22 protein-coding genes are annotated in these 25,228 nt (G+C 37.4%); 11 read left to right on the top strand and 11 right to left on the bottom strand.

Translation table 11 applies throughout. The features are described from left to right. Position 1 precedes the first annotated feature (1 nt). The 5 genes from DRF57_RS02610 to DRF57_RS02590 all read right to left on the bottom strand — a co-directional run bounded on the left by DRF57_RS02610 (position 2) and on the right by DRF57_RS02590 (position 6,792). The gene (locus tag DRF57_RS02610) at positions 2-856 is read right to left on the bottom strand and encodes a T9SS type A sorting domain-containing protein (RefSeq protein WP_115916763.1); all 855 of its coding nucleotides are present in this window, start codon (positions 854-856) and stop codon (positions 2-4) included. Positions 857-941: 85 nt separating this feature from the next. Beyond that, on the bottom strand, positions 942-2,483 hold the full coding sequence (locus DRF57_RS02605) for a protein adenylyltransferase SelO (protein WP_115916761.1): 1,542 nt from the start codon (positions 2,481-2,483) through the stop codon (positions 942-944). 75 nt (positions 2,484-2,558) lie between these two features. After that, the gene (locus DRF57_RS02600; RefSeq protein WP_047484651.1) at positions 2,559-4,937 is read right to left on the bottom strand and encodes a transglycosylase domain-containing protein; all 2,379 of its coding nucleotides are present in this window, start codon (positions 4,935-4,937) and stop codon (positions 2,559-2,561) included. 6 nt (positions 4,938-4,943) lie between these two features. Then, the gene (locus DRF57_RS02595) at positions 4,944-5,408 is read right to left on the bottom strand and encodes a gliding motility lipoprotein GldH (RefSeq protein ID WP_047484653.1); all 465 of its coding nucleotides are present in this window, start codon (positions 5,406-5,408) and stop codon (positions 4,944-4,946) included. Continuing rightward, positions 5,401-6,792 carry a PSP1 domain-containing protein gene (locus tag DRF57_RS02590; RefSeq protein WP_115916759.1) on the bottom strand — a complete coding sequence of 464 codons (1,392 nt, stop codon included), beginning with the start codon at positions 6,790-6,792 and terminating at the stop codon, positions 5,401-5,403. Before DRF57_RS02590 ends, DRF57_RS02595 begins: the two co-directional genes overlap by 8 nt. Before the next feature lie 278 nt (positions 6,793-7,070). Here DRF57_RS02590 and DRF57_RS02585 point away from each other — a divergent pair, with 278 nt between their 5' ends. From DRF57_RS02585 to DRF57_RS02565, 5 genes are all read left to right on the top strand, one after another. Then, positions 7,071-8,306: an OmpP1/FadL family transporter gene (locus DRF57_RS02585; protein WP_047484657.1), complete on the top strand. Its 1,236-nt coding sequence runs from the start codon at positions 7,071-7,073 to the stop codon at positions 8,304-8,306. A 10-nt stretch (positions 8,307-8,316) separates the two neighbouring features. Then, complete coding sequence (locus DRF57_RS02580) at positions 8,317-9,879, top strand: SGNH/GDSL hydrolase family protein (protein ID WP_115916757.1); 1,563 nt, start codon at positions 8,317-8,319, stop codon at positions 9,877-9,879. 85 nt (positions 9,880-9,964) lie between these two features. Next, positions 9,965-10,903: a ribose-phosphate pyrophosphokinase gene (locus DRF57_RS02575; RefSeq protein WP_047484660.1), complete on the top strand. Its 939-nt coding sequence runs from the start codon at positions 9,965-9,967 to the stop codon at positions 10,901-10,903. A 56-nt stretch (positions 10,904-10,959) separates the two neighbouring features. Beyond that, a complete protein-coding gene (locus DRF57_RS02570) occupies positions 10,960-11,613 on the top strand; it encodes a 50S ribosomal protein L25/general stress protein Ctc (protein ID WP_047484662.1) in 654 nt (217 codons plus the stop codon). Positions 11,614-11,856: 243 nt separating this feature from the next. After that, the gene (locus DRF57_RS02565; RefSeq protein WP_115916755.1) at positions 11,857-13,077 is read left to right on the top strand and encodes a cysteine desulfurase; all 1,221 of its coding nucleotides are present in this window, start codon (positions 11,857-11,859) and stop codon (positions 13,075-13,077) included. 84 nt (positions 13,078-13,161) lie between these two features. Here the strand turns inward: DRF57_RS02565 and hemE are convergent, their stop codons facing one another. The 5 genes from hemE to hemA form a co-directional block, all read right to left on the bottom strand. Further along, complete coding sequence (hemE, locus tag DRF57_RS02560; protein WP_047484666.1) at positions 13,162-14,193, bottom strand: uroporphyrinogen decarboxylase; 1,032 nt, start codon at positions 14,191-14,193, stop codon at positions 13,162-13,164. Continuing rightward, a complete protein-coding gene (locus tag DRF57_RS02555; RefSeq protein WP_047484668.1) occupies positions 14,190-14,636 on the bottom strand; it encodes a hypothetical protein in 447 nt (148 codons plus the stop codon). The genes hemE and DRF57_RS02555 overlap by 4 nt, the downstream gene beginning before the upstream one ends. Further along, positions 14,633-15,319, bottom strand: a complete 687-nt coding sequence (locus DRF57_RS02550; protein ID WP_047484670.1) for a uroporphyrinogen-III synthase — start codon at positions 15,317-15,319, stop codon at positions 14,633-14,635. The genes DRF57_RS02555 and DRF57_RS02550 overlap by 4 nt, the downstream gene beginning before the upstream one ends. A gap of 71 nt (positions 15,320-15,390) precedes the next feature. After that, complete coding sequence (gene hemC, locus DRF57_RS02545; RefSeq protein WP_047484672.1) at positions 15,391-16,299, bottom strand: hydroxymethylbilane synthase; 909 nt, start codon at positions 16,297-16,299, stop codon at positions 15,391-15,393. Beyond that, on the bottom strand, positions 16,286-17,560 hold the full coding sequence (hemA, locus tag DRF57_RS02540) for a glutamyl-tRNA reductase (protein ID WP_047484674.1): 1,275 nt from the start codon (positions 17,558-17,560) through the stop codon (positions 16,286-16,288). The genes hemC and hemA overlap by 14 nt, the downstream gene beginning before the upstream one ends. 319 nt (positions 17,561-17,879) lie before the next feature. Between hemA and DRF57_RS02535 the strand changes: the two genes are divergently transcribed. From DRF57_RS02535 to DRF57_RS02510, 6 genes are all read left to right on the top strand, one after another. Then, entirely contained in the window at positions 17,880-18,905 is a 1,026-nt protein-coding gene (locus DRF57_RS02535; protein WP_045491741.1) for a rod shape-determining protein, read from the top strand. A gap of 28 nt (positions 18,906-18,933) precedes the next feature. Further along, positions 18,934-19,788: a rod shape-determining protein MreC gene (gene mreC, locus DRF57_RS02530; protein ID WP_047484676.1), complete on the top strand. Its 855-nt coding sequence runs from the start codon at positions 18,934-18,936 to the stop codon at positions 19,786-19,788. After that, positions 19,781-20,287: a hypothetical protein gene (locus DRF57_RS02525; protein ID WP_047484678.1), complete on the top strand. Its 507-nt coding sequence runs from the start codon at positions 19,781-19,783 to the stop codon at positions 20,285-20,287. The genes mreC and DRF57_RS02525 overlap by 8 nt, the downstream gene beginning before the upstream one ends. Next, positions 20,284-22,317 (top strand): peptidoglycan D,D-transpeptidase FtsI family protein, encoded by a 2,034-nt coding sequence (locus tag DRF57_RS02520; protein WP_115916753.1) that lies wholly within the window; start codon positions 20,284-20,286, stop codon positions 22,315-22,317. Before DRF57_RS02525 ends, DRF57_RS02520 begins: the two co-directional genes overlap by 4 nt. Next, complete coding sequence (rodA, locus tag DRF57_RS02515; protein WP_047484682.1) at positions 22,314-23,543, top strand: rod shape-determining protein RodA; 1,230 nt, start codon at positions 22,314-22,316, stop codon at positions 23,541-23,543. Before DRF57_RS02520 ends, rodA begins: the two co-directional genes overlap by 4 nt. A 93-nt stretch (positions 23,544-23,636) precedes the next feature. After that, on the top strand, positions 23,637-24,218 hold the full coding sequence (locus tag DRF57_RS02510; protein ID WP_047484684.1) for a pentapeptide repeat-containing protein: 582 nt from the start codon (positions 23,637-23,639) through the stop codon (positions 24,216-24,218). Positions 24,219-24,417: 199 nt separating this feature from the next. Here DRF57_RS02510 and DRF57_RS02505 read toward each other — a convergent pair whose 3' ends face one another. Continuing rightward, positions 24,418-25,128 (bottom strand): C40 family peptidase, encoded by a 711-nt coding sequence (locus DRF57_RS02505; RefSeq protein WP_084086412.1) that lies wholly within the window; start codon positions 25,126-25,128, stop codon positions 24,418-24,420. Between the last annotated feature and the right edge of the window lie 100 nt (positions 25,129-25,228).

Genomic DNA, 25,228 nt, shown 5'->3' with positions numbered 1-25,228 from the left:
CTTAGTTTTTTACTACTTTTCTTGTAGAAGTACTTCCGTCCGTAAATACCACCTTTACTAAGTATGTCCCTTTTGGGAATGAAGATATATTTGGATTTTCGGAATTTGTCTGTAGTAATGATTTTCCTGTCATATCAAAAACCGAAGTAGCTTTTATTTTTTTATCAGTTTTGATATTGATTTCTCCTTTAGTAGGATTAGGATAGATGTCTAAAGATGCTTTTTTTGAAACGGCTTCATGAGTGGCTAATGTACCGCTGGTAAGAACCTGAACGTCATCTAAAGAAACTGCATCAGCATCTGTTGCTGTGTATTGGAATCTTATTTGAACATTTGCCTGTCCAGCATAAGCAGATAAATCTTTTTGAACTTGTACAGTGTTGTATAAATCTGTAGCTTCGTTTCCATCTCCATCATCTGTGAAACCTGCTTCTGTATCTTCATCCCAAAGAGTTGTCCATGTGGTTCCACCATTTGTTGATATCTGTGCAATGAGGTTTCCGTTGTCTAAATCGATCATATAAGACCATCCTACTACCACTTTAAATTTTAATGCAGGATTTGTTGTTCCTACCAAGCTGAAAGATGGGCTTATCAGGTTGGCAACATTGTTTGATGCTGAATAGTCTATTGCAGCAGAAGTTGTTCCATTAATGGAATAGGTTGTTACTGCTGCTGCTCCACTTGATGGGAAAGTACTAGCTACATTAGACGGTCCCCATGGTCTTGAGGCTAAAGTTGCTGATCTTGTCCATCCTGTAGGTGGGAAGGTTCCTTCAAAACTTTCAGACAGTACTGTCTGCGCGCTGCTATAAAAGCTTGCTAATAATGCAAAAGATAATAGAGTTCTTTTCATGAGAATATTTTTTTTCTAAAATTAGGAAAAATATTTTAATAGCATAATGAATATTCAACAAATAAAGAAAAATATTAGCTTTTCACTAAGAACTACAGGAAAGTGTAGAACATCCGGTAATGTCATCATAGCTGTTTGGGCGTTTGGCTGAAAACTCCGGATGCCTTTCCTCATAAGGGTTTTCTAGTGCATCTGTTAGTTTTTCAAGCATGCTTGTTTTCCCAATACTGATCTCTTCAATACATTCATAGAGAAGATAGTTTCTTAATGTGAATTTAGGGTTTGTTTTTTTCATTATAGCTAAAGACTGTTCCCTTGAAACAGTGTTTAGGCTTAGCCTTGAGTTGTATGTAGTAAGAAAATCCTCCAGTTTTTTCAGTTTTTCATCATTTAGAAGACTGTAGGAAACACGGTTAAAGAAGTCTTTTACATCAGCAGTTGAAGTTGATTTTTCTAGATAATTGAAAAATAAAGTGTAATCCAGCTGTAATTCCTGCATCAAACCCTGCCAGTTGGTAAAAAAATCTTCATCATCTTTAAGCAACTCATCAAAACCGAATTTTGCACAAAGCATTGTATCGTGGCTTTTCCAGAAACGGGTTCCAAAATGATTTAAGGTGTCTTCTAAAAATTTCTCATCTTTAATTAAAGGATGAAGAGCATTGGCAAGCTGCCAGAGATTCCATTGGGCAATCTGACCTTGTTTTCCAAAAGCATATCTTCTTCCCGGAAGATCCGTTGTATTGGGAGTAAAATTCAAATCGTATTCATCCATCATCGAATAAGGTCCGTAATCTATGGTTAATCCTAAGATAGACATATTGTCTGTATTCATTACTCCGTGCACAAAGCCTACTCTGAACCATTCAACAGCTAAATTGGCAGTTCTTGTACAGACGTTTTCAAAAAAATCTTTATATCTCTGTATGCCTGACGAGGTCACTTCAGGAAAATAATTCTCAATGGTAAAATCTACCAGTTCCTGTAAGGTTTTATATTCCCCTTGGGCAGACATGAGCTCAAAATGTCCAAAACGGAGAAAGCTTTCAGCGGTTCGTATGACCACAGCTCCTTTTTCCAGTTGAGGATTTCCGTTATACATTATATCACGAATCACGTCTTCTCCTGTAAAAGCAAGACTTAAGGCTCTTGTAGTAGGAACTCCCAGATGATACATTGCTTCACTCATCAGGTATTCCCGTACAGAAGATCTTAATACGGCTCTTCCGTCTGCATGTCGCGAGTAAGGGGTTGCACCAGCTCCTTTCCATTGCAGTTCTGTTTTTTTGCCTAAGTCATTTTCAATTTCTCCGGCCAGAATCGCTCTTCCGTCTCCAAGCTGTCCTGCCCAGTTTCCAAACTGATGGCCGGCATAAGCTGTGGCATAGGTTTGAATGTTTTCGGGAAGTCTGTTTCCAACCAGAAAATCCAGATCTTTTTCTTCAAAAGCTCCTAGTCCTATTTCTTCCGAAAGCGTTTTGTTGAAGGCTATTAATTTCGGATGATCAAATCCTGCTGGGCTAATGGTAGCAAATAAAACCTTGGGAGTATTTCTCTGTATAAGGTTACCGGAAAAATCCCCTGGAAATTTCTTGATGAAAGGCTGTCTGATACGTTCGATATTCATACCTCAAAGGTATTAATTATAAAAGAAAAGACCTTTCAATAATTTGAAAGGTCTTGTGTATTTCTAAAAGAGAATTTATTTATTAAAATCTACCTCATCGTTAGAGTGAAGATTCTCATTGATGTTTTCCTCTTTCTTTTCTGTAGTTTTCTTAGGAGTAGGGTCTGCTGCTCTAGGGTTTTTAATTTCGTCGATTGTTTGAAGACTTCCATCATCTCCATAGCCTCCGCTTAAGCCCTTAAGGTTTGAGCAACCGTCTTTCCAGTCTGAAGGTTTAATGAACTTATCATCCGGTGATACTCCCAGGGTTTTATCTGCCCATACCTTTTTCATATAGATAGCCCAAATTGGTAATGCCATTCTAGCTCCCTGTCCTTCACCGGTTCCAAAGAAGTGAGTTGCTCTGTCTTCCCATCCAACCCATGCTCCGGTTGCTAGCTTAGGAGTAATCCCCATAAACCATCCATCAGAGTTGTTCTGTGTGGTACCTGTTTTGGCTGCAATCTCTACACCTTTTGAAATCCCTCTTCTTCCAAGTTCTCCTGAAGCTGTTCCGTACTGTGCAACACCTTTCATCAATTCAATCATGGTGTAAGCGTATAATGGGTTCATGACTTCTTTCGGCTCAACATTTACTTCTTTGATTACTCTTCCGTTGGCATCTTCAATTCTCCAGATCATTTCCGGTTTGTTGTGATTTCCATAATTGGCAAAAGTACTGTAAGCACCTAGCATTTCATAGATGGTAATATCTGATGAACCAAGGGCAATTGTATTGTTTCTTGGGATGTCTTCCGTTACTCCAAGATCTCTAGCGGTCTGGATTACTGCGTCTACGCCCGTCATCTCAATCAGTCTTGCTGCAATCGGGTTTTGAGAGTGTGCTAAACCGTCTTTTAAAGTAAGCATTCCTCCTCTTCCCGGTACATGCCATCCATTGTGATCATAAGTTCCGTTGGAAACTGTTGAACAAGGGGTCATTCCAAGTTTCATGATCGCTGTAGCATATACGAAAGGTTTGAAGGTAGATCCTACCTGTCTCTTACCTTGTTTGATGTGGTCATATTGGAAGTGCTGCCAATCGATACCTCCTACCCAGGCTTTGATTTCTCCGGTTCCCGGAACCATAGACATTAGTCCAGCCTGTGCAATCTGCTTGTGGTATCTGATAGAATCCCAAGGTGACATTTCCACTTCTTCCTCTCCACTCCATGTAAATCGGGATGTTTTGATAGGTTTTTTAAACTCCATCATAATAGAATCCTCAGGCATACCATCAGCTTTTAATAGCTTATATCGGCCGGTTCTTTTCATGGCCTGAAGCATTACCTGGCTGATCTGTTTATCTGTAAGATAGTAGAATGGTCTGTTTTTTCTGCCTCTTTGTTCAGCGTCAAATCTCTTTTGAAGATCTGTTAAGTGTTCTTTGATTGATTCTTCGGCATACTTCTGCATTTTAGAATCAAGAGTAACATATATTTTTAAACCGTCTTTATAAAGGTTTAGTTTTTTGCCGGTTTCTTTTTCATATCCTGCCAGGTATTTGTCAATTTCCTTTCTCAGGTAAAACTTATAATACGCGGAATATCCGTCAGTGATACTTTTAATAGGGTGGAAGTCTACTTCCACAGGAGTATTGATTGCTTTTTCATACGTAGCAGCATCAATATATCCGGTTTTCTGCATTTGATCCAATACAACATTCCTTCTTTCCTTTGCCTTTTCAGGGTATCGGTAAGGATTGTTTTTTCTTGGGTTTTCAAGCATGGCTACAAAAGTGGCCGCTTCAGGCAGGGTAAGCTCCGAGGTTTTTTTATTAAAATAGACCCTGGAAGCCATTTCAACACCATTTGCATTGAAAAGGAAATCGAATTTGTTGAAATAAAGGGTGATGATTTCTTCCTTTGTATATCTCTTTTCAAGACTTACTGCCACTACCCATTCTTTAAGCTTTTGGAAAGCTCTTTCTACTTTGTTTTGAGAAGCTGTTCCCGTGAAAAGGAGCTTTGCCAGCTGTTGGGTAATGGTAGAACCTCCTCCACGCCCCCCTCCGTATGCAACGGCTCTGGCAATAGAGTATAGGTCAATTCCTGAATGTTCTTTAAAACGTTCATCTTCTTTAGCTTGTAATGCATAAATAAGATAGGGAGGAAGATCTTTGTAAACAATAGGCTGCGTTTTTTCTTTTTCAAACTTACCCAGAGTAACGCCATCTGAAGAGATGATTTCAGAAGCGACAAAGATATCCGGATTTTCAAGTTCTTTTACATCCGGCATTTCTCCAAGGAAACCTTGAGAAACAGCGAAGAAAAGGCCTGAAATTCCTAATACTACTGCAATGAGCCCAATCCAAATAAATGAAACCCATTTTTTCCAAGAGGTATTTTTCTTTTGCTTGGGAGGCAGAGGGAAAGTTTTCCCTTTATTTCCTGTATTTTTTCTGTTTTCTTCCATTTATGATTACGGTTTAGCCGTTTCTAATTTTACCCCAATATCTTCAATTCCCGGAAGGTTGTCATTCCTCATAGCCTGAGTCAGCCCGATTTCATATTTTCCTTTTCCTGGAAATTTATAATTCAATTTATACTGAAACAACGTTTCCTTTGTATCACCAAAGCCTGTACCAAGCCATTCTCCATTGGGTTTTGCCAAAACATAATTCAAGGTGTCGGTTTCCTTTTTTTTGTTCTGGAGATTGGTGAAGTTGACAATGAACCTTATATTGCTGTAAGGATAATCGTTATTATTCCTTACAACAAATATAATATTTTTAGGATTCTGCGGATCTGAAATTTCAAGATTAAATTTTTGCTCACTTTTCTTATTCCATTTGTTATCAACGGAATTCATTATGACATCTTCTCCTGAAGAAGAAGTACAGCTAAAGAAAAGGATAAGGGAAAATAATCCTAAAATGTTACGCATCTTTATCTTTTTTTGGAGGATATTTCTTTTTAAATTTTTTCTTATTAGGGTTGGTTTGTGGCTTATTCTCAGAGTCAGCACTATTTTCTGTCTTTTCCACAGGACGTTTTTGTTGTGGATTAGGTTTTTGTTGTTTAGGCTGCTGATTTCCAGATTGAGCATTTGGATTTTCAGGCTTTTCAGATCTTTCCGGTCTGTCCTGTCTTTCCGGTCTGTTTCTCTTCTGTCCTTGTCCTTGTCCCTGCTGAGGGTTGTTTGGCTTATTCTGGTTATTTCTGTTTCTGTTTCCTCTGTTTTTCTTTTCGAAACGGTCTACATTGTTTTCCTGAATAAGGTCAATGCTTTGAAGAGGAGAGTCAGGTTGTTTTAAATCTTCCAGAGGAAGCGTTCTTTCGCCTCTTTTGTTCTTTGAAATTAATTTTTTTACAAGATCAATATCAAAATCATACCAGGCAATAGAACTGTCTACATAGGCAAACCACATTTTCTTTTTGAAGACATCTATTTTAATACAGAATGCTCTTCCTTTTTCTGTTTCCAAAACGGTTGAAGAAGATGGGAAATTGCTTAATGCATCCAGATAACTGTCCAGTTCGTAGTTCAGGCAGCATTTAAGCTTTCCGCATTGTCCAGCCAGCTTTTGAGGGTTGATACTCAGCTGCTGATATCTTGCTACATTGGTGTTTACAGATCTGAAGTCGGTTAGCCAGGTTGAACAGCAAAGCTCACGCCCACAAGAACCTATACCTCCTACTTTTGCCGCTTCCTGTCTGAAACCGATCTGTTTCATGTCGATCTTTGTTCTGAAAGAGCCGGCGTATTCTTTTATCAACTGTCTGAAATCCACTCGGGTATCAGCGGTATAATAAAATGTAATTTTTGAAGAATCACCTTGATATTCCACGTCGGTGACTTTCATTTCAAGTCCTAATCTGTGGGCAATTTTTCTTGCTTCAAGTTTTACTGCATCTTCTTTTTTTCTTGCTTCCTGCCATACCTCAAGATCTTTTTGGTTGGCTTGTCTGTATATTTTTAGTGCTGATTCTTCAGATGATTTTTTCTTTTTCATCTGAATTTTCACTAATTCTCCGGTAAGGCTTACAACACCTACATCGTGTCCCGGGCTTGATTCTACTGTAACTACGCTACCAATATGTAAAGGGATATTATTTACATTTTTATAAAAAGATTTCCTGTCATTTTTAAACCTAACTTCTACAAAATCACACCTGTTAGGTGCTGGATTGTTGATGTTAGAAAGCCAGTCAAAAACACTTAATTTATAACTATTCCCGCAGGTATTTACATTTTCACAACCACTCGCAGTCTTCTTGGGACCGCAAGAATGTGCAGAATCGCCGGATGTTTTGCATCCACAACTCATATTACTATTATTTATAATCTTGCAAATTTATGTATTTTTATCTTTATGCAATTCTAAAATATTTAAATATTCAATAACCTTGTTGTTTAATGTTAAACAAAATAAATGAATGTGTTTTTATATGCTCTTAAGTGTTTAAAAACAATGATTTTATAGTTTATTTTATTCAAAGTGTTATTTTAAACATAATTTTCTTTAGGTATATTGTTTAAAATATTGGGAAATATTAACAGACGTATTCAAAATAACTTTATATTTGGGTTATATAATAATAGTCTATGAAAAAAATATTAGTATCAACTGCTTTATTGGCGGGGGTTTTATCTTACGCAGGGGGCTTCAGAGTTTCTTTGCAGGGGGTGAAACAGTTGGCAATGGCGCATACTAGTGCTCATGCCGAAGACGCGAGTGTGACATTCTTTAACCCGGCGGGTATGTCATTTATCCCTACCAAACTGAGTGTAGTGGCTGGAGGGTTTGGGGCAAGTAATAAAATTACTTTTCAGAACTTAAATACATTACAGAGTACGGAAACGGATAATCCTTTAGGGACTCCTTTCTATGCAGCGATTACTTATAAACCCATAGAAAAGCTTTCCGTAGGTCTTAGTGTTACGACACCTTTTGGAAGCACAATCCAATGGCCTGAAACCTGGGAGGGTAAGGAAATGGTGCAAAAACTGGAATTGAAGAGTTTTTATTTCCAGCCTATGGTTTCTGTAAAGTTAGCGCCTTGGTTATCTTTCGGAGCCAGTTATATCTACGCAAGAGGGGTAGTGGATTGGGATAAAGCGGTAACGCAATTCGGAGGACAGGTTAATATTAAAGATAAAAAAGCAAGTGGGCACGGGTATGGGTTTGGTTTTTATTTCAGACCTGATCCTAAGTTAGACGTGAGTATTGCTTATCGTTCACCGGTAGATATGAAAGCTAAAAATGGAACTGCTTCATTTCAGTTCCCGTCACAATCTATCTACTCACAGTTAAAGCTTAACTCAGCAGGACAGGATGGGTTTTCAGCAACTCTTCCACTGGTTGAAGAATATACCATTGGTTTAACTTATAAGGTTACTCCGAAATGGCAGGTTTCTGCAGACTTTAATTATCATGGATGGGAAAGATACAGTAAACTTGTATTAGACTTTGATAATGCTCCTATTGGAAATCAGGCAGATCCAACGGTTCTTGTAAGTCCTAAGAATTTCAGAAATTCCAAAACATTCAGATTGGGAACTCAATATGCATTCACAAACATCATTTACGGACGTTTAGGTGCTTATTATGATGAATCTCCTTATACCAACGAAAACTTTATTCCGGAAACTCCTTCATTTAATACCTATGTAATCACTGGTGGAGTTGGATTTAAGTTGAAGCAATTTGGGGTTGATATTGCTGGAGGATATGCAATGCCTCAGTATAGAGATGTGAATAATGCTAATCTTGGATTCTACGGACAAGCGAAAGCAAAAGCGTTCTACTTTGGTCTAGGCGTATCGTATAACCCTTTTTAATTGAAAGACTATGAAAAAAATTATAATATCAACAATTGCTGTCTCTGCACTTCTTTTCACCGTAACGAGCTGTAATACAGATTTCGATACAGATGTAAAAGATATTCCAGTAACGAAAGGAGACGCAGATTTTTCAAAATATATTTCTTTAGGAAACTCTCTTACTTCCGGATATCGTGATGGAGCTTTATACAGTAGCGGACAGAATGAATCTTATCCGAGCATGATTGCCGGGCAAATGAGACTTGCGGGTGGAGGAGATTTCAAACAACCTCTAATGCCTAATGATGTAGGTGGATTTAATAATCTTCCTGGTTTTCCCGGAAAATTAAACCTGCAGGTTGTTAATGGATCCCTGTCTCCGGTACCAAGTGCTCCGGCTGCGGCACTGGATCTTTTGCCTAGCGGCAGTTCTTATAATAATATGGGGGTGCCGGGTGCGAAGTCATTCCATCTGGTTGCACCTGGATATGGTAGCCAGGCGGGTCTTCCGCTTGGAAAGGCTAATCCTTACTTTGTAAGATTTGCTTCTTCTGCCACAACAAGTGTTTTGGCTGATGCTATGGCTCAGAAAGCAACATTCTTCTCTCTTTGGATAGGAAATAATGATGTGTTATCCTATGCTACCAATGGAGGAACAAACTCTCAGACTGCAGGTGGAGTGACGACATATACTACTGCTACAGTTCAGACAGGAAATACTGATGCAACTTCATACAAATCAAATGATATTTCTGATCCGGCAGTAGTGGCGGGTTCTATTAAAGGAGTTTTGGACGGTCTTAAAAGTGTAGGAACAACTAAAGGAGTTATTGCAAACATTCCTTATGTTACTACTGTGCCTTTCTTTACGACAGTTCCTTACAATCCTTTGACACCGGCTGCTTTAGGAGCTAACCTGGCAACTCTTAATGCGAGTTTATATGGCCCTTTAAAGCAAGCGCTTACGGCTTTTGGTGCAGGAGATAGAATTAATCTTCTTTCTACTACTGCTTCCAATCCTGTTTTAATTAAAGATGTAGCTCTTGCAGATTTATCAGCTCAACTTACAGCAGCTTTAACTCCTTCTTTAGGACCGGTGATGGCTGGTGCTTTCGGACAAATCTTTGGACAGGCAAGACAAGCTACTCCAAATGATTATATTCTGCTTACTACAAGTTCTGTGATTAATACTACCGCACCTGGTGTGCCAGCTCCGGTAAATGTGTATGGAATTTCTTATCCTTTACAAAACCAACATGTATTGACAAAAACAGAGGCTGGTTATGTAAAAACGGCAACAGATGCTTATAATGCTTCGATTAAATCACTGGCTGACTCTTATGGATTGGCTTTTGTAGATGCAAATGCTAAAATGACTGAATTGAACGGTCAGTCGGGAATTTCATTTGACGGAGTGAAATATACAGCGAAGTTTGTGACAGGAGGGGCTTTCTCTCTTGATGGTGTTCACCTTACAGGACGAGGATATGGTGTCATTGCCAATGAGTTTATTAAATCTATAAATGCAAAATACAGATCTACATTACCACAGGTAGATCCAAACAAATATTCTGGTGTTAAATTCCCATAATAATTGATAAAATAAAAACTTAGAGACCACAGGAGTAATTCTTGTGGTTTTTTTTTAAATTTGCAAAATCTTTTAAAAAGTAAAAATGGCCGATCAGTTAAGTTATCTATTTTGTACAAGAACCAGCAGGGACTTGGCAGAGAAAATTGCCCAGCATTATGGGAAAGAATTAGGGAAAATCAACTTTCAGGAGTTTAGCGACGGGGAATTTGAGCCTGTTTTAGACGAATCTGTAAGAGGAGGAAGAGTTTTCTTAATAGGATCTACGTTTCCACCTGCAGACAATCTTTTGGAACTTCTCCTGATGATTGATGCAGCAAAAAGAGCTTCTGCAAAGAGCATTACTGTTGTAATTCCTTATTTCGGACTTGCGAGACAGGACAGAAAAGACAAACCAAGAGCGCCGATCGGTGCTAAGTTAGTTGCTAACCTTCTTACTGCAGCAGGAGCAACAAGAGTGATGACAATGGATCTTCACGCAGATCAGATTCAGGGATTCTTCGAGATTCCGGTGGATCACCTTTATGCTTCTACTATTTTCGTAGATTATATCAGATCTTTAAATCTTGATAATCTTACCATTGCTTCTCCGGATATGGGAGGTGCAAAAAGAGCTAAAAACTACGCAGGTCACCTGGGGGCAGAGGTAGTAATCGCTTATAAGGAAAGAAAGAAAGCAAACGTTATTGAAGAAATGTTCCTTATCGGAGATGTGACAGGTAAAAACGTAATCCTTATTGATGATATGATTGATACTGCAGGAACACTTTGTAAAGCTGCAGACATCTTGATTGAAAAAGGAGCAAAAACAGTAAGAGCGATGGCTACTCACGGAGTGCTTTCAGGTAAGGCTTACGAGAATATTGAGAATTCTAAAATAATGGAAGTTATTGTAACTGACTCAATTCCTGTTAAAAATAATTTGTCAACTAAAATAAAAGTGCTATCTTGCGCCCCGTTATTTGCAGACGTTATGACGATGGTTCATGAGCATAGATCAATTAGTAGCAAATTTGTTATTTAATTGATTTTTAGCAAATTACAAATTAAAACTAAAATAATTTTTTAAATTTTTTATAAATGAAATCTATTACAATTCAAGGTACAAAAAGAGAAAGCGTGGGCAAAAAGTCTACAAAAGCTTTACGTGATGCTGAATTAGTTCCTTGTGTTGTTTATGGAGGTGGTGCACCTTTGAACTTCTCTGCTGAAGAGAGAGCTTTCAAAGGATTAGTATACACTCCTGAAGCACACACGGTATCTATTGAAGTTGATGGTCAAACAATTCCAGCAGTTCTTCAAGATATTCAGTTTCACCCAATTACAGACAAAATTCTTCACGCAGACTTCTATCAATTAGCTGACGATAAGCCAGTTGTTATGGAGGTTCCTGTAAGAATTACTGGACGTTCAAAAGGTGTTGTTGCTGGTGGTGTTTTACGTCAGTCTTTCAGAAAATTGAAAGTAAAAGCTATTCCTGCTAACTTGCCAGACGAAGTAGTTGTAGATGTTACTCCATTAAGAATTGGTAACAAACTTTACATCGGAGGTATCAAAGCTGAAGGATATACTTTCATGCACCCGGACAATGCAGTTGTAGTAGCTGTTAAGATGTCTAGAAATGCAATGAAAGGAGGTGCAGCAGCAGAGGATGATGAAGATGAAGAAGAAGCTGCAGAAGTGGCTACTCAATCTCCTGATGTTCCAACAACAGAAGAGAAATCTGCAGAATAAGAATTGCTTATTTAAACAATATAAGAACCTGTCAATGTATTGGCAGGTTTTTTATTTGGGATAAGCATTCAGGAAAGACAATAGGTCAATGAATCTGGCTGCTAGTTTCGGTTTCAATCTTATCCATCGAATATTTCTATTAACTGACAAGAATCAGGCTTCAATCCAATGTATCCTTTCGGAAAAAAAGCCGTAAATTTGAAGTGTTCTAAATAAGGACGTTTTAATTTAAAATTTAAATAAATGTTTGACATTCAGGAAATAAGAAACCAGTTTTCTATATTGGGCAGGGAAGTGAACGGTAAGCCATTGGTTTATTTGGATAATGCAGCTACATCTCAAAAACCAAATTCGGTGTTGGAAGTCTGTCATGCATATTATACAGAACTTAATGCTAATGTTCACAGAGGAATTCACACATTAAGCCAGCTGGCTACAGAAGAAATGGAGCTTTCAAGAAGAAAGATTCAGAAATTCATTAATGCTGAACATGATTTTGAAGTTATTTTCACAAAAGGAACTACAGAAGGGTTAAACCTCATCGCTTATATTTTAACTCAAAAATTAAAAAAAGATGATGAGATTATTATTTCCTATCTGGAGCACCATTCCAATATCGTTCCATGGCAAATGCTTTGTGAAAGAACCGGAGCAAAACTTCGTGTTATTCCGATTGATGAAAACGGAATTCTTCAGATGGATCAATTTGATCAATTCCTAAGTGAAAAAACTAAAGTGGTTTCTGTAAACCAGGTATCCAATGCGTTGGGAATTGTCAATCCTATTGAAGAAATCATATCAAAAACGAGGAAAAATACAGACGCCTATGTTGTTATTGACGGGGCTCAGTCTGCTCCTCACTTCAATATAGATGTTCAGAAAATGGATTGCGATTTCTTTGTGTTTTCCGGCCACAAAATGTATGCTCCGATGGGAACAGGTATTTTATACGGAAAACGTGAAATATTGGAAGCTTTGCCACCATTTCATGGAGGGGGAGAGATGATTGCTACTTGTTCTTTTGAAGGAACAACCTATGCAGGTCTTCCGTTTAAATATGAGGCAGGAACGCCAAATGTAGGAGGAAATATTGCTTTAGGAGCTGCGGTGGATTTTATGAACAAAGTAGGGCATGAAAATATTCAGAACCATGAAAATGCATTATTGGAATATGCTCAGAGACAGCTTTTAGAAATTGGAGGCATTAAAATTTATGGTGAAAAAGCTAAGAGAACAGGTGTTGTTTCTTTTAATCTGGAAGGAGTAGGGATTTCTTCCGATGTGGGAATGATCCTGGATAAAATGGGAATTGCTGTAAGAACAGGACACCACTGTACACAGCCTATTATGAACTTCTTTAATATTGCAGGAACGGTAAGAGCCAGTTTCGCGGTGTATAATACTTTTGAGGAAATTGATATTTTGGTAGAAGGAGTAAAGAAAGCACAACGGATGTTGAGTTAAATGAATCAATACAATATACATAAAAAGCCCTGCCAGTAAATGACAGGGCTTTTATTATATTCTATACAGATATTAATCCGGATTTTAAAGCGTAGGTTTCCAGTCTACTACCGCTCTGATGAATGCTTCTGCATTTTCTACAGGAACGTTAGGTAAAATTCCGTGTCCTAGATTAGCAATATATCTGTCTTTTCCAAAACGGTTGATCATCTCGGTTACCATTTTTTTGATGGTTTCAGGAGTTGAGTGAAGCCTTGCAGGATCAAAGTTCCCCTGTAGGGTCATCGTATGATTGGTAAGTGTTCTTGCGAATTCCGGCTTAATAGTCCAGTCAACACCAAGAGCAGAAGCTTTAGACATAGTCATGTCTTCCAGTGCAAACCAACATCCTTTTCCAAATACAACCACATGGGTAAGTGGACTTAATGCCTCAACGATCTGATTGATGTATTGCCATGAGAATTCCTGATAATCAGTAGGAGAAAGCATTCCTCCCCATGAATCAAATATCTGTACCGCAGAAACTCCTTTTTCTACTTTTCTCTTCAGATAAGCAATAGTAGTATCTGTAATTTTCTGAAGTAATAAGTGAGCTGCTTCAGGCTGCTGGAAGCAGAATGATTTTGCAATATCAAATGCCTTACTGCCTTTTCCTTCTACACAATAACAAAGAATGGTCCATGGAGAACCCGCAAAACCAATTAATGGAATTGCATTGTCTAATTTCTGAAGGGTAAGTTCAATAGCATCAAAAACATAACCTAATGTATCATTCACATCCGGAGTCTCAATATTCTGAACCTGTTCCATTGTTCTGATCGGAGTATCCAACCATGGTCCAACAGATTCTTTCATCTTGAAATCAATTCCCATTGCCTGAGGAACTACCAGAATATCCGAAAACAGGATCGCTGCATCCAAAGGAAATCGACGGATAGGCTGTAATGTAATTTCAGCAGCAAGTTCAGGGGTCTGACATCTTGTAAAGAAATCATATTGGTCTCTCAGAGCAATGAATTCCGGCAGATATCTTCCAGCCTGCCTCATCATCCAGACAGGAGGTCTTTCAACGGTTTCTCCGCGAAGTGCTTTTAAATATAGGTCGTTTTTAATCATAGTTTATTTGAAATGATATTGCCATCATATTGCTTGCTGACAATAAGTATTTTAGTAGGTAGTATTGAATAGGAGTTTTCTGTTCCTTCTTCTTTTATAGTGTAAGAAAGAATAATGCTGTTTTTCTCTCTAACAAGATTTTTAATTAAAAAGTCAGTCGATTTATTGGTTTCAACTCCGATTAGTGCAATGACATAATCCTTAGAAAAATCAATGCTGGTTGGCTTACCATCCTTTCCCATAGTTGTTGCCATTCCGAAGATTTCATCAAATTCCTGTTGTGAGGTGATTTTCTTAACAGAAACTTCACTGCTTTTATAAGTGTTCTTTACAAAATATCTTTTGGCTTCAGTGTAGGGAACTTTTAAAATTTGAGTTTCTTTTTGTGAAGTACAAGAAAATGCAATCATTAATCCTAATAATAAAAATGCTAAATTTTTCATATTTGTTTGTTTTTATAAAATTTCACTATCATATCCAAAATTGATACCACATCGTTACTCTCAGAAGTAAAAATATTTTTTTTGGTATAATTTCTCAGTTCTCCGGAAGTGGTTTCTCCAATCGAAAAAAGATTCATATTCTCCAGAGAATTTTGCTTTGCAAAACTACGAACTCCGCTCGGACTAAAAAATACTGCAGCATGATATTTTTCAGTTATTAAAGGATTGATTTCCTCTGTGTTATATACGGTGACTTTTTTATACTTAATGTTTTGAAGCGGTAAATCCTTATCCAAAACATTAATAGCAAGATTACCACAGAAGTGAAGGAATTGTTCGTGCTGGCATTTTCCAATGATAAATCCGGAAAGGACTTCTGCATTTCTCAGTACTTTAAAAGTTCCAAAGCCATGTTTTCTAAGTTCTTTCTTTGTTTTTTCGCCCACACAGTAGATCTTATTGTAATTTTTCGCAGTAAAATCTTCGTTTGGTTTAAAGCCGTTTTCGAAAAATGAAGATACTCCATTGACGCTGGTGAAGATCAATGAATAATTTTTCAGATCAAAAGGTGAGACTTTTAGAGGTTGTGTCTTAATGACCTCAATACAATCAACCGAGATATCCTCTCCTAATTTCTTGGATATAATCGTTTGGTCTATATTTTTGGTAAATAAGATTTTCATGTCTTTACGTTTGAAACTGAAAAAGGAGGGGAGGTAAAATATAAATCTACAATTTATACTTTGAAATAATCTTAGATCTGGCTTTTGATTTCTGCCATCAATTCTTTTCCTCCGTTTTCAAGAACTACTTTCGCGTACTTTTCTCCGAAATTTTCTGTAGTGTTGTATTCGAAATTTTCATCAACAGCAATGCAGTTTTTACCATCCAGAGAACAAAGTGCAGCTTTGAAACGGATCTGATCACCGATGATTTCTGCAAAAGCACCAATTGGTGCAGTACAGCCTCCTTCCAAAGTGCTTAAGAAATTTCTTTCAATTTCTACACAGATTTGAGTGGGTGCATGATTGATCTGTTTTAATATTTCGTTGATCTCAGGTTTGTCAGAATGTCCGGCGACAGCAATAACACCTTGTGATGGTGCCGGAATCATTAATGGAAGCATTTCATAATCAATTTCCATTTTCATTCTTTTGATCCCTGCCAGAGATAGTAGGGTAGCATCAAAATTTCCATCTTCAAGTTTTTGAAGACGCGTCTGGATGTTTCCACGGATGTCCGAAAACTCAGTCTCAGGATAATGCTTTAGCCAGAATGCTCTTCTTCTTAAGCTGCTTGTAGCCAGTTTAAGCTCATGGAATTCTTTGTTTCTGGAAGATTCCTTTCTGATCAGGATGTCCTGAGGGTAATCTCTTTCCAGATAACTAATCATCTCAATATTTTGAGGTAACTGGGTAGGAACATCTTTTAAAGAATGTACGGCAATATCAATTTCGTCATTCAGTAAGGCAATATCGAGATCTCTTGTGAAAACTCCTGTAATTCCTAAAGAATATAGTGGTTGATTAAGATTCTTATCGCCTGAAGAGACGATAGGAACAATTTCTGTTAAATAATTGAGGTTCTGAAGGTGCCTCGCAACCTCTCTAGCCTGCCAAAGTGCAAGTGCGGAATTTCTGGTTCCAATTCTAATGCTTTTCATTGAATTCGTTGTTTGGTTGTTCAACTAATATTTCGTGCATTAATTTACTAATTTCTTCGGCTTTTAAAGGGTTATCAATGATATATTTTGCAAAACGGTTGGTGATTTTCTGGATCATTTTATCAGAAAGTTCCATGTCCGTGATGTTTATGTATTTATTCTTTTTATAAAAATTATGCATCTCATTGCGTTCCATATTCTTTAAAACGGCTTTGAAATGATGAATATTGGGAGCCAGCTTTCTCTTTTTCTCCCATTCAATGAAGTCTTTCATCAGCTCCTTGATAATCTTTTCTGCTTTTGGAATCTCTTTTTCCCGTTGCTGAATAGTTTCCTGGATTTGTTTTGAAAGCTCATCAACGTCTATTAATGTTACATTTTTATTTTCAGTTACATTTTTTTCAACGTTATGCGGAATAGAAAGATCGATTACCAATGTTTCCTTTCCGTTTGGAAAATGAGACTGGTTGATAATAGGATGCTTTGCTCCGGTCGCCACAATGAGAATATCCGTTTCCTTTAATTCCTTGTCCACATCAGAATAATCAACATGGGGAATATTATATTTCTCAGAAATCTTTTCAGCTTTTTCCTGAGTTCGGTTGGCTATTTTTATTTTAGGCTGGTAAACGTGTTTTACTAAATTCTCAACAGTATTCTGCCCAATTTCACCCACCCCTAAAAGAAGAATGTTTTTTTCATTGATCCTCTTTTGGTTGTTTAAAATATAGTGAACAGCAGCATAAGATACAGAAGCAGCTCCGTTGGAGATTCCTGTTTCATTTTTTATTCTTTTCGAAATCTGAATAGCAGCATTGATTGCTCTTTCCAGATAAGGATTGGAATTCTGTCTTTCTTTTTTAAAACGGGTATACGCTTTTTTGATCTGACCGATAATTTCAAAATCTCCGATAATCTGACTCTCAAGTCCGGCGGCAACTCTGAAAAGGTGTATTAAAGCCTCTTCCTTTGTAAGAATATTGGCAAACTGAAGGAAATCCGTAAGATGTACTCCAATTGTTTTGCAGTATTCTTCAGCCACTAAAAGATAATTGGATGAAGTGGTATAAATCTCAGTCCTGTTACATGTAGAAACCACAAAAGCATCACCAAGATCTTCCTGATGGACCCGGGAAACGAAGTTTTTGATGTTCTCATCAAAGAATGCAAACTTTCCTCTCGTTTCTACATCGGCCTTTTCGTAGCTTATGGAAAGCACGGCAAAATTCGATGTTTGATGGATGTTGGAATACTGTAACATAAGCAGTCGCAAATTTACGCTTTTTTTAATTAACCAGCCTCTGATAGTGTATATGATAATTATCGTAAAAAACTATAGAGACCATCCGGAATTTATTGTAATGGGCAAATTTAGCGATTTTCAAACCGGCTTTTTACCCATTTTTCACCCATAATTTCCCCTGTTAATTTTAGTTTAACTCAAAGTCTGTAAACATCTAAAGTAAAAGTTAATAAAGAATTATAAATTTTAATAAAATTTTAACCAAATTATGTTGGTGTGAAATTTCTTTAGTAGTGTTAAATTTATATCTTTGTAAACTTAAAATCAGAAGAAATATATGAGTTTATTTGATATGTTTACGCAAGAAATTGCGATAGACCTGGGAACAGCTAATACCCTTATCATCCATAATAATAAGATTGTTATAGATCAGCCGTCAATTGTAGCAATTGAACGTTCTACGGGTAAACCCATTGCTGTTGGTGAACAGGCTAAACATATGCAGGGTAAAACTCACGAGGATATCAAAACAATTCGTCCTTTGAAGGATGGGGTTATTGCTGATTTCCACGCTTCTGAACATATGATCAAGGAGTTTATCAAAAAAATTCCTGGAATCAAGGGTAAATTCATACAGCCTGCATTAAGAATTGTAATCTGTATTCCTTCTGGTATTACTGAAGTTGAAAAGAGAGCGGTAAGAGATTCTGCTCAAAAAGTAAACGCAAAAGAAGTAAGGTTGATCTATGAGCCAATGGCAGCCGCAATTGGGGTGGGGATTGACGTACAAAAACCTGAGGGGAACATGATCATTGATATAGGTGGAGGTACTACAGAAATTGCAGTAGTAGCTTTAGGAGGTATCGTATGTGATAAATCTGTGAAGATTGCAGGTGACGTATTTACCAATGATATTGCATATTACTTAAGAACTCACCATAACCTTTATATTGGGGAAAGAACTGCTGAGAGAATTAAAATTGAAGTAGGATCTGCAGTAGAGGATCTTGATGTAGACATTGAAGATATCCCGGTACAGGGTAGAGACCTTATTACAGGAAAACCTAAAGAAATTATGGTTGGATATAAGGAAATTGCACGTGCATTAGACAAGTCTATTATCAGAATTGAAGATGCTGTAATGGAAACCCTATCTCTTACTCCACCGGAATTGGCTGCTGATATTTACAAAACAGGTATTTATCTTGCTGGAGGAGGAGCGTTACTAAGAGGTCTTGCGGATAGAATTCACAAAAAAACAGGTCTTCCTGTATTTGTTGCTGAAGATCCGTTAAGAGCTGTTGTTCGCGGAACTGGTATTGCCCTTAAGAATATGGATAAGTTCAATTTCTTAATTAAATAATTTTAACTTTTTACGACTATATATCTGAATGGGATTTTTGCTGAGATTATTTTCGAAGAACACTCTTTTCGTCTTCTTTATATTCCTGCAAATTATTGCTCTGGTTTTGATATTCTCTAGAAATGCCATGCAGAGATCCTGGATAGCGGGCCAGACAGCTGCGCTGAATTCGTGGGTTTCCGGATATATTGATGAAGGAGTTACTTATCTGAAACTTAAACAGATCAACGAAGATCTTGTGATTCAGAATAAAGCCCTTATGACTGAACTTTACGGAAAAGAAGGAGGTAAAAATCCTGTTTTCAAAAAAGTTCATGATACCATAGGAGGGGGCCAAATCTACACTTTTGTTGATGGTGAGATTGTTTTCAACAGCATCAACCGAAGAAATAATTACTTTACAATCAACCGCGGCCGCAGAGATGGTGTTTTCCCACAAATGGGGGTAATGGCACCAAGAGGTATTGCGGGAATCGTTATCAATTCTACTGATAGCTATGCATTGGTTCAGTCTGTACTAAGTGTAAACAGGATCAGAATCAATGCGGCACTTAAAAATTCCGGATATTTTGGAACATTAACATGGAATGGGGATAATTCACGAGTGATGCATCTTGCCGATATTCCAAAATACGTTGCTTTAAAAGTAGGTGATACCGTAGTAACAGACGGAAAATCTGCCATCTTCCCTAAAGGGGTTATGATCGGTACTATTGCTGGTTATTCGGTAGATAATAAAACAGGCTTCTGGGATATCTCAGTTGAGCTGAGTGAAAAAATGGGAGCGTTAAATAAAGTGTTTGTAGTAAAGAATCTTAAAAAGGCCGAAGTGCAGAAGATTCAGGATACTATGCAGGCTGTAATAAAAAAAGAAAATGATTAGCAGAACTTTATTTACAGACATATTGATCATGATCTTCCTGGTTGCATTACAGATATTTGTATTGAACAGGATTACGTTGTTCGGAAAATATACTCCGGTACTGTATCCCGTATTTGTCATGTTCTATCCTTTTTTCAGAAATAAATTTCAGTTCCTGGCACTAAGTTTCTTAATTGGGTTGGCTATAGATGGATTCCACTATTCCTGGGGAATCAATGCATTTGCTACCACCCTGATAGCTTATTATAGAACATTGATATTCAGGACTTCCACGGATACTTCCACAGACTTTTTCTCTTTTCAGTCCTTACAATGGGCGCAGTTTTTGCTGTTTTTATTTTCAAGTATTTTCCTACATCAGCTTTTCGTACAGTATATAGAGTTCTTTAAGTTTAGCAGGTTTTTTGAAATATTGTTTAATGTGTTGGTGACTAGTGTAATTTCATTTATATTTATAGTTATTTACGCATTAATATTTAAAATCAAACAAAAAGTTTGAACACACGTTATTTAAAAATCTTTTCCATCCTTGTTGTTATCGCTCTTATTTTTATAGCGAGGCTGGCTTATTTGCAGTTGTTTACAGACCGCTACGCACTGAATGCGGCCAATACATCCATTAAAATTGAATACGTTATTCCGCAGCGTGGGGTGATTTTTGACAGAAATGGGAAAATCATGGTAGGGAATCAGCCTGCTTATGAGATTTCTTTTACCCAGGGATTAATGAAACCCGATTTTGATACATTAGGCTTCTGCAACTTGATGAAGATCAGCAAAAAAGATTTCATCAACAAAGTCAATACCATTAAAAAAGAAAAATATTATTCCAAGCTGACTCCAATGACGTTCATAAAGGACCTCAGCAGAGAAGATATTGCAAGAGTGCAGGAGATTATTTTTAAGTATCCCGCATTTACTATTGTACAGCGACCTCAGCGTCAGTACGAAGTTTCTACATCCGGAAATCTTTTGGGATATACCAGTGAAGTAAATGAAAGAGACATTAAAAAAGATTCTATTTATTACTTACCGGGAGACTTTATCGGAAAAACAGGGGTTGAAAAATCTTACGAAAAAGAACTCAGAGGAGTAAAAGGGATGAAATATATCCAAAAAGACATCAGACTCCGAAATATTGGTTCTTATAAAAACGGATCTCTGGATAAAGATGTTATTACCGGGAAAGATATTACCTTAACTATTGATTATGATCTTCAGAGAACTGCTGAAGAAATGCTCGTTAACAAACATGGAGCCATTGTAGCTATTGACCCTAATAATGGGGAAGTATTGGTGGCTGCAACAGGACCGGATATCGATCCTAATCTTTTCACCGGACCTAATAAATCAAAAAATTTATACGCTTTATCAAAAGATACACTTTACGAAAATAAACCTACATTCGATCGTTCCTTACAGGCAGGTTATCCTCCGGGATCTACTTTCAAATTATTAACAGCTTTGGCTGCAATGCAGATGGGAGTAATGGATGAAAAGACTGTTTTCCCTTGTGGCGGTGGGTTTTTCTATAAAGGTAAAAGAATTAAAGGACATGGTGGGGCCGATCCGTTGATTCCTTCTATTCAGGTTTCCAGTAACTGTTTTTTCACCTATGCATTTATTGCCATCATCAAAAAATATCCGGGAAACCCTTCCAAAGGTGTTGACGAATGGAAGAAGATTATGAGCAGCTTTGGAGTAGGAGAGTTTTTAAATAATGATTTTGCCGTGGGGGCAAAAGGGAGAATTCCTTCCGGAGATTTTTATGAGAAGCGATTTAAAGCCATCATGAAAGCGAGCGGTTCCAAGAGAACTGATTTTAAAAACTGGGATGAGATGTCTACTGGAGCCATTTATAACGGAATGGGGCAAGGAGATGTATTGGTCACTCCTATTCAGTTGGCCAATTATGTAGCTGCTATTGCCAACAAAGGATGGTATTATACTCCGCATATTGTAAAAGCAATTGATGGGAAAGCCAATCCTGATAAAAGATTCAAGGTTAAACATCAAACCCTTGTAGATCCTAAGCATTTTGAACCTGTTTTAAAAGGTATGGAAGCGGTGGTTCTAAGAGGAACGGCAAGAAGCTTAAAATCAAATGATTTTACCCAGCTAGCCAAAACAGGTACCGCACAGGTGCCACAGGGAAAAGATAACTCAATCTTTGTACTTATTGCTCCTGCTGATAAACCTAAAATTGTAGTAGTAGCCGTAATGGAACATGCTGGGTTCGGGGCAACCTGGGCAGGGCCGGCGTGTACTGTAATTGCTGAGAAATATATTACCGGTGATCTGAAGAGAGATAATCTCTATAAAAAAATGATCGGGGCAAGCTTTATGCCTGAGTATAAAAGGCAATGGGTAGCAGACCTTAAACGTAAAGGCTGGTATGTAGACCCTAAGCCAGACTCTATTAAGCGCAAAAGAATGCAGGACAGCCTGGAGCTTGTAAAGCAACAGAAAGCGAAACTACAAAAAAAGATAGACGAAGAAACTAAAAAAACCAAATCTGCGAAGCCATGAAGTGGACAGAAGGAATAGATAAACTTGGACTTGGACTGTATTTCCTGCTATGCATTTTTGCCATTGCCAATATTTACAGTGTAGACCAAAAATTGGGCGAAAAACAGTTGGTTTTTTTCTGTATTTCTGTATTTGTGGGGCTTATGATATTCTTTAGCAGAAGCAAATTCTTTGAGAATATGGCCGGTATTATTTATATTGGTGGGGTTCTCCTACTGATAGGGCTTTTTCCTTTTGGTAAAGAAATTCTCGGGCAGAAGAACTGGTATAAATTCGGGAGTTTTACCATGCAGCCTGTAGAGTTTGCTAAGATAGGAACGGCATTGATGCTTGCCAACTATGTTTCCGGACCCGATTTTAATCTGAAAAACAGAAAATCTCTATGGACTACTCTGGCTATTATAGGGATACCTGCGGCCGTAGTACTCGCTATTCCGGATGTAGGATCTATGCTGGTGTTCATTGCGTTTTTCATTGCTTTATACCGGGAAGGTTTAAGCGGACTTTTATTTGGGATAGGATTTATGTTTGCCGGGGTGTTCTTAGTTTCATTAGCTATCCCGCCGGTGTATGTGGCGGCTACCATTGTGTTGATTGCCGGGGTATTGATTGCGATGAATTATCATAGGATGTCCTGGGATGTGATCTCCATTTCCGGAATATCAGGATCTATCCTTTTGTTGTGTGGATTAGCTTTCGGGTCTCCTTACATCTTAGAGAAACTTCCAAAGCACCAGAGAGAAAGAATTGAGGTTCTTTATAAAGGGGAAAAAGCTTTTAGAGATACTTCAGGGTATAACTTATTATACTCCAAGACAGCTATAGGATCCGGAGGACTTTTAGGAAAAGGATACCGCGAGGGATCTGTTACGCAAGGTAAGTTTGTACCTGAACAGGAAACCGATTATATTTTCTGTACCGTAGGTGAAGAATGGGGTTTTGTAGGAAGTGCAGTGCTGATTTTGTGTTATATGGTTTATATAGGGCGGATCTATTATCTTGCAGAACAGCAGAAGTCCACTTTTAACCGCGTGTTTGGGTATTGCTTTGCTTCCATCCTTCTGATGCACTTTTCAATCAATTTAGGAATGGTTATGGGGCTTTTCCCAACGGTAGGGATTCCTCTTCCGTACTTTAGTTATGGAGGAAGTTCTTTGCTTGCCTTCTCCATGATGACTTTTATTTTCTTTAAACTTAATTATTCAGATAAGAACAGTTTGGTGTAAACGGAAGATTAAAAATGTTCTGTTTCCTTTTCTTTTTAATATCCATGAAAAAAACGTGGATGGAAAGTTCATTCCCCAAAATTATTAGAGCGTATGAAAGAGGTTTATATTTTAGATCAGAATTTTGAGAATACAGACTTTACACAGTTTCCTTTAGATAAAGGAGAATATGAGAACTGTATATTCAGGAACTGCAATTTTGAATATGCAGGGCTGTCGGAATTTAATTTTACTGACTGTGAATTTATAGGATGCAACCTGAGTATGGCAAAACTTATTAAAACGGCTTTCCGTGAAGTTATTTTTAAAGAATGTAAGATGTTTGGGCTCCAGTTTAATGACTGTAATGAATTTGGGCTATCTTTTACCTTTGACGGCTGCTCCCTGAACAATTCCGTATTTTATCAGACATCGGTTAAGAAAACTGTTTTTAAAAATTCGAAACTGATTGAAGTAGATTTTGCAGAATGTGATCTGTCCAATGCCGTTTTCAGTCATTGCGATTTGTCGGGCGCTATTTTCGATAATACTAACCTTGAAAAAGCGAATTTCAGAACATCGGTCAACTATTCTATAGATCCCGCCTTAAACAAGCTTAAAAAGGCCAAATTTTCACTGTCTGAAGTCTATGGGCTGTTGTATAAGCTGGATATAGAAATTGATAAAAACAGCTAGGCTTTAGAAGTAATAAGTTTGAGGTTGGACGTTATAATAAGCTAATCATAATAAAATGCAATAGAGGTGGGCTTTAGCCTGCCTTTTCTTATTCATATGCCTTCCGTTCGCTTTACCAAAACTTAATAGAGGAAATAGAATAAATAAAAAAGCCATCAGAGTCTGATGGCTTCATTATTTAAATCAATTATTTATAAAATTAAAAATTTGCTGGTGTAGCTGGAGTAACCGCGGCTAAATTATTATAAGCTTCTCCTTCTTCGTTGATCACTCTTTTTGCGAATCTAAATTTAGGACCCCAATAAGAATCATTCAGTGAAGAAATCATTACTCCTTTTGATGTTGCTGCATGGATAAATTTAATTTCACCCTCTTCAGAAACACTTTCTACAATACCTACGTGAGAGATTCTTCTTCCATGAGAAAAGAAAATAAGATCTCCTTTCTGTAAGTTTCCTTTTTCAATTCTTTCTCCTTCCTGAGCCTGAGAAGCTGCTACTCTAGGTAAGCTAAGACCTGCTGCTGCTCCAAAAACGGAAAGTACGAAAGCTGAACAATCAATACCGTTTCTTGTTGTTCCTCCATATCTGTAAGGAGTTCCCAAGTACGTTTCTGCCTCTTCAAGGATACCGTCAATTGTTTTGTTGTACTTCACAACTTTGGCAATCTCAGAATTCTTAATAGCTTTTTTAGCGTTAGCTAAAGTAGCAGCCTTTTCAGAAAGAAAAGAATCGATAAGTTTTTGCTTATCCTGCTCCATTTTTTTGCTATCTATAGAGGCTAGTTTGGCATCTGTTTTGTATTCTTTAGTGTAAGTAGCTGGTTTTGAAACTACATAATTAGTAGCACACGATTGCATTGATACAGTAGTAACTAAAGCAACTAAATAAAACAAAACTCTTTTCTTCATATATATTTGATTATCCGTGTTAAAAAGGAATATTTATTTTCAAAAGCATTACAAAAGTAGAGATTCCGAATAAAAGACCCCTGATATGATAATTGTCAGG

This window comes from Chryseobacterium rhizosphaerae (assembly GCF_003385455.1).
In the GTDB taxonomy this organism is placed as follows: domain Bacteria; phylum Bacteroidota; class Bacteroidia; order Flavobacteriales; family Weeksellaceae; genus Chryseobacterium; species Chryseobacterium rhizosphaerae.
Note: the sequence above shows the minus strand (reverse complement) of the source record. Positions and strands in the feature narration are given on the sequence as shown.

Bases quoted from the DNA above. Each gene is read 5' to 3' on its own strand.
- DRF57_RS02610 (WP_115916763.1), bottom strand. From the start codon at position 856: ATGAAAAGAACTCTATTATCTTTTGCATTATTAGCAAGCTTTTATAGC.
- DRF57_RS02605 (WP_115916761.1), bottom strand. From the start codon at position 2,483: ATGAATATCGAACGTATCAGACAGCCTTTCATCAAGAAATTTCCAGGG.
- DRF57_RS02600 (WP_047484651.1), bottom strand. From the start codon at position 4,937: ATGGAAGAAAACAGAAAAAATACAGGAAATAAAGGGAAAACTTTCCCT.
- DRF57_RS02595 (WP_047484653.1), bottom strand. From the start codon at position 5,408: ATGCGTAACATTTTAGGATTATTTTCCCTTATCCTTTTCTTTAGCTGT.
- DRF57_RS02590 (WP_115916759.1), bottom strand. From the start codon at position 6,792: ATGAGTTGTGGATGCAAAACATCCGGCGATTCTGCACATTCTTGCGGT.
- DRF57_RS02585 (WP_047484657.1), top strand. From the start codon at position 7,071: ATGAAAAAAATATTAGTATCAACTGCTTTATTGGCGGGGGTTTTATCT.
- DRF57_RS02580 (WP_115916757.1), top strand. From the start codon at position 8,317: ATGAAAAAAATTATAATATCAACAATTGCTGTCTCTGCACTTCTTTTC.
- DRF57_RS02575 (WP_047484660.1), top strand. From the start codon at position 9,965: ATGGCCGATCAGTTAAGTTATCTATTTTGTACAAGAACCAGCAGGGAC.
- DRF57_RS02570 (WP_047484662.1), top strand. From the start codon at position 10,960: ATGAAATCTATTACAATTCAAGGTACAAAAAGAGAAAGCGTGGGCAAA.
- DRF57_RS02565 (WP_115916755.1), top strand. From the start codon at position 11,857: ATGTTTGACATTCAGGAAATAAGAAACCAGTTTTCTATATTGGGCAGG.
- hemE (WP_047484666.1), bottom strand. From the start codon at position 14,193: ATGATTAAAAACGACCTATATTTAAAAGCACTTCGCGGAGAAACCGTT.
- DRF57_RS02555 (WP_047484668.1), bottom strand. From the start codon at position 14,636: ATGAAAAATTTAGCATTTTTATTATTAGGATTAATGATTGCATTTTCT.
- DRF57_RS02550 (WP_047484670.1), bottom strand. From the start codon at position 15,319: ATGAAAATCTTATTTACCAAAAATATAGACCAAACGATTATATCCAAG.
- hemC (WP_047484672.1), bottom strand. From the start codon at position 16,299: ATGAAAAGCATTAGAATTGGAACCAGAAATTCCGCACTTGCACTTTGG.
- hemA (WP_047484674.1), bottom strand. From the start codon at position 17,560: ATGTTACAGTATTCCAACATCCATCAAACATCGAATTTTGCCGTGCTT.
- DRF57_RS02535 (WP_045491741.1), top strand. From the start codon at position 17,880: ATGAGTTTATTTGATATGTTTACGCAAGAAATTGCGATAGACCTGGGA.
- mreC (WP_047484676.1), top strand. From the start codon at position 18,934: ATGGGATTTTTGCTGAGATTATTTTCGAAGAACACTCTTTTCGTCTTC.
- DRF57_RS02525 (WP_047484678.1), top strand. From the start codon at position 19,781: ATGATTAGCAGAACTTTATTTACAGACATATTGATCATGATCTTCCTG.
- rodA (WP_047484682.1), top strand. From the start codon at position 22,314: ATGAAGTGGACAGAAGGAATAGATAAACTTGGACTTGGACTGTATTTC.
- DRF57_RS02510 (WP_047484684.1), top strand. From the start codon at position 23,637: ATGAAAGAGGTTTATATTTTAGATCAGAATTTTGAGAATACAGACTTT.
- DRF57_RS02505 (WP_084086412.1), bottom strand. From the start codon at position 25,128: ATGAAGAAAAGAGTTTTGTTTTATTTAGTTGCTTTAGTTACTACTGTA.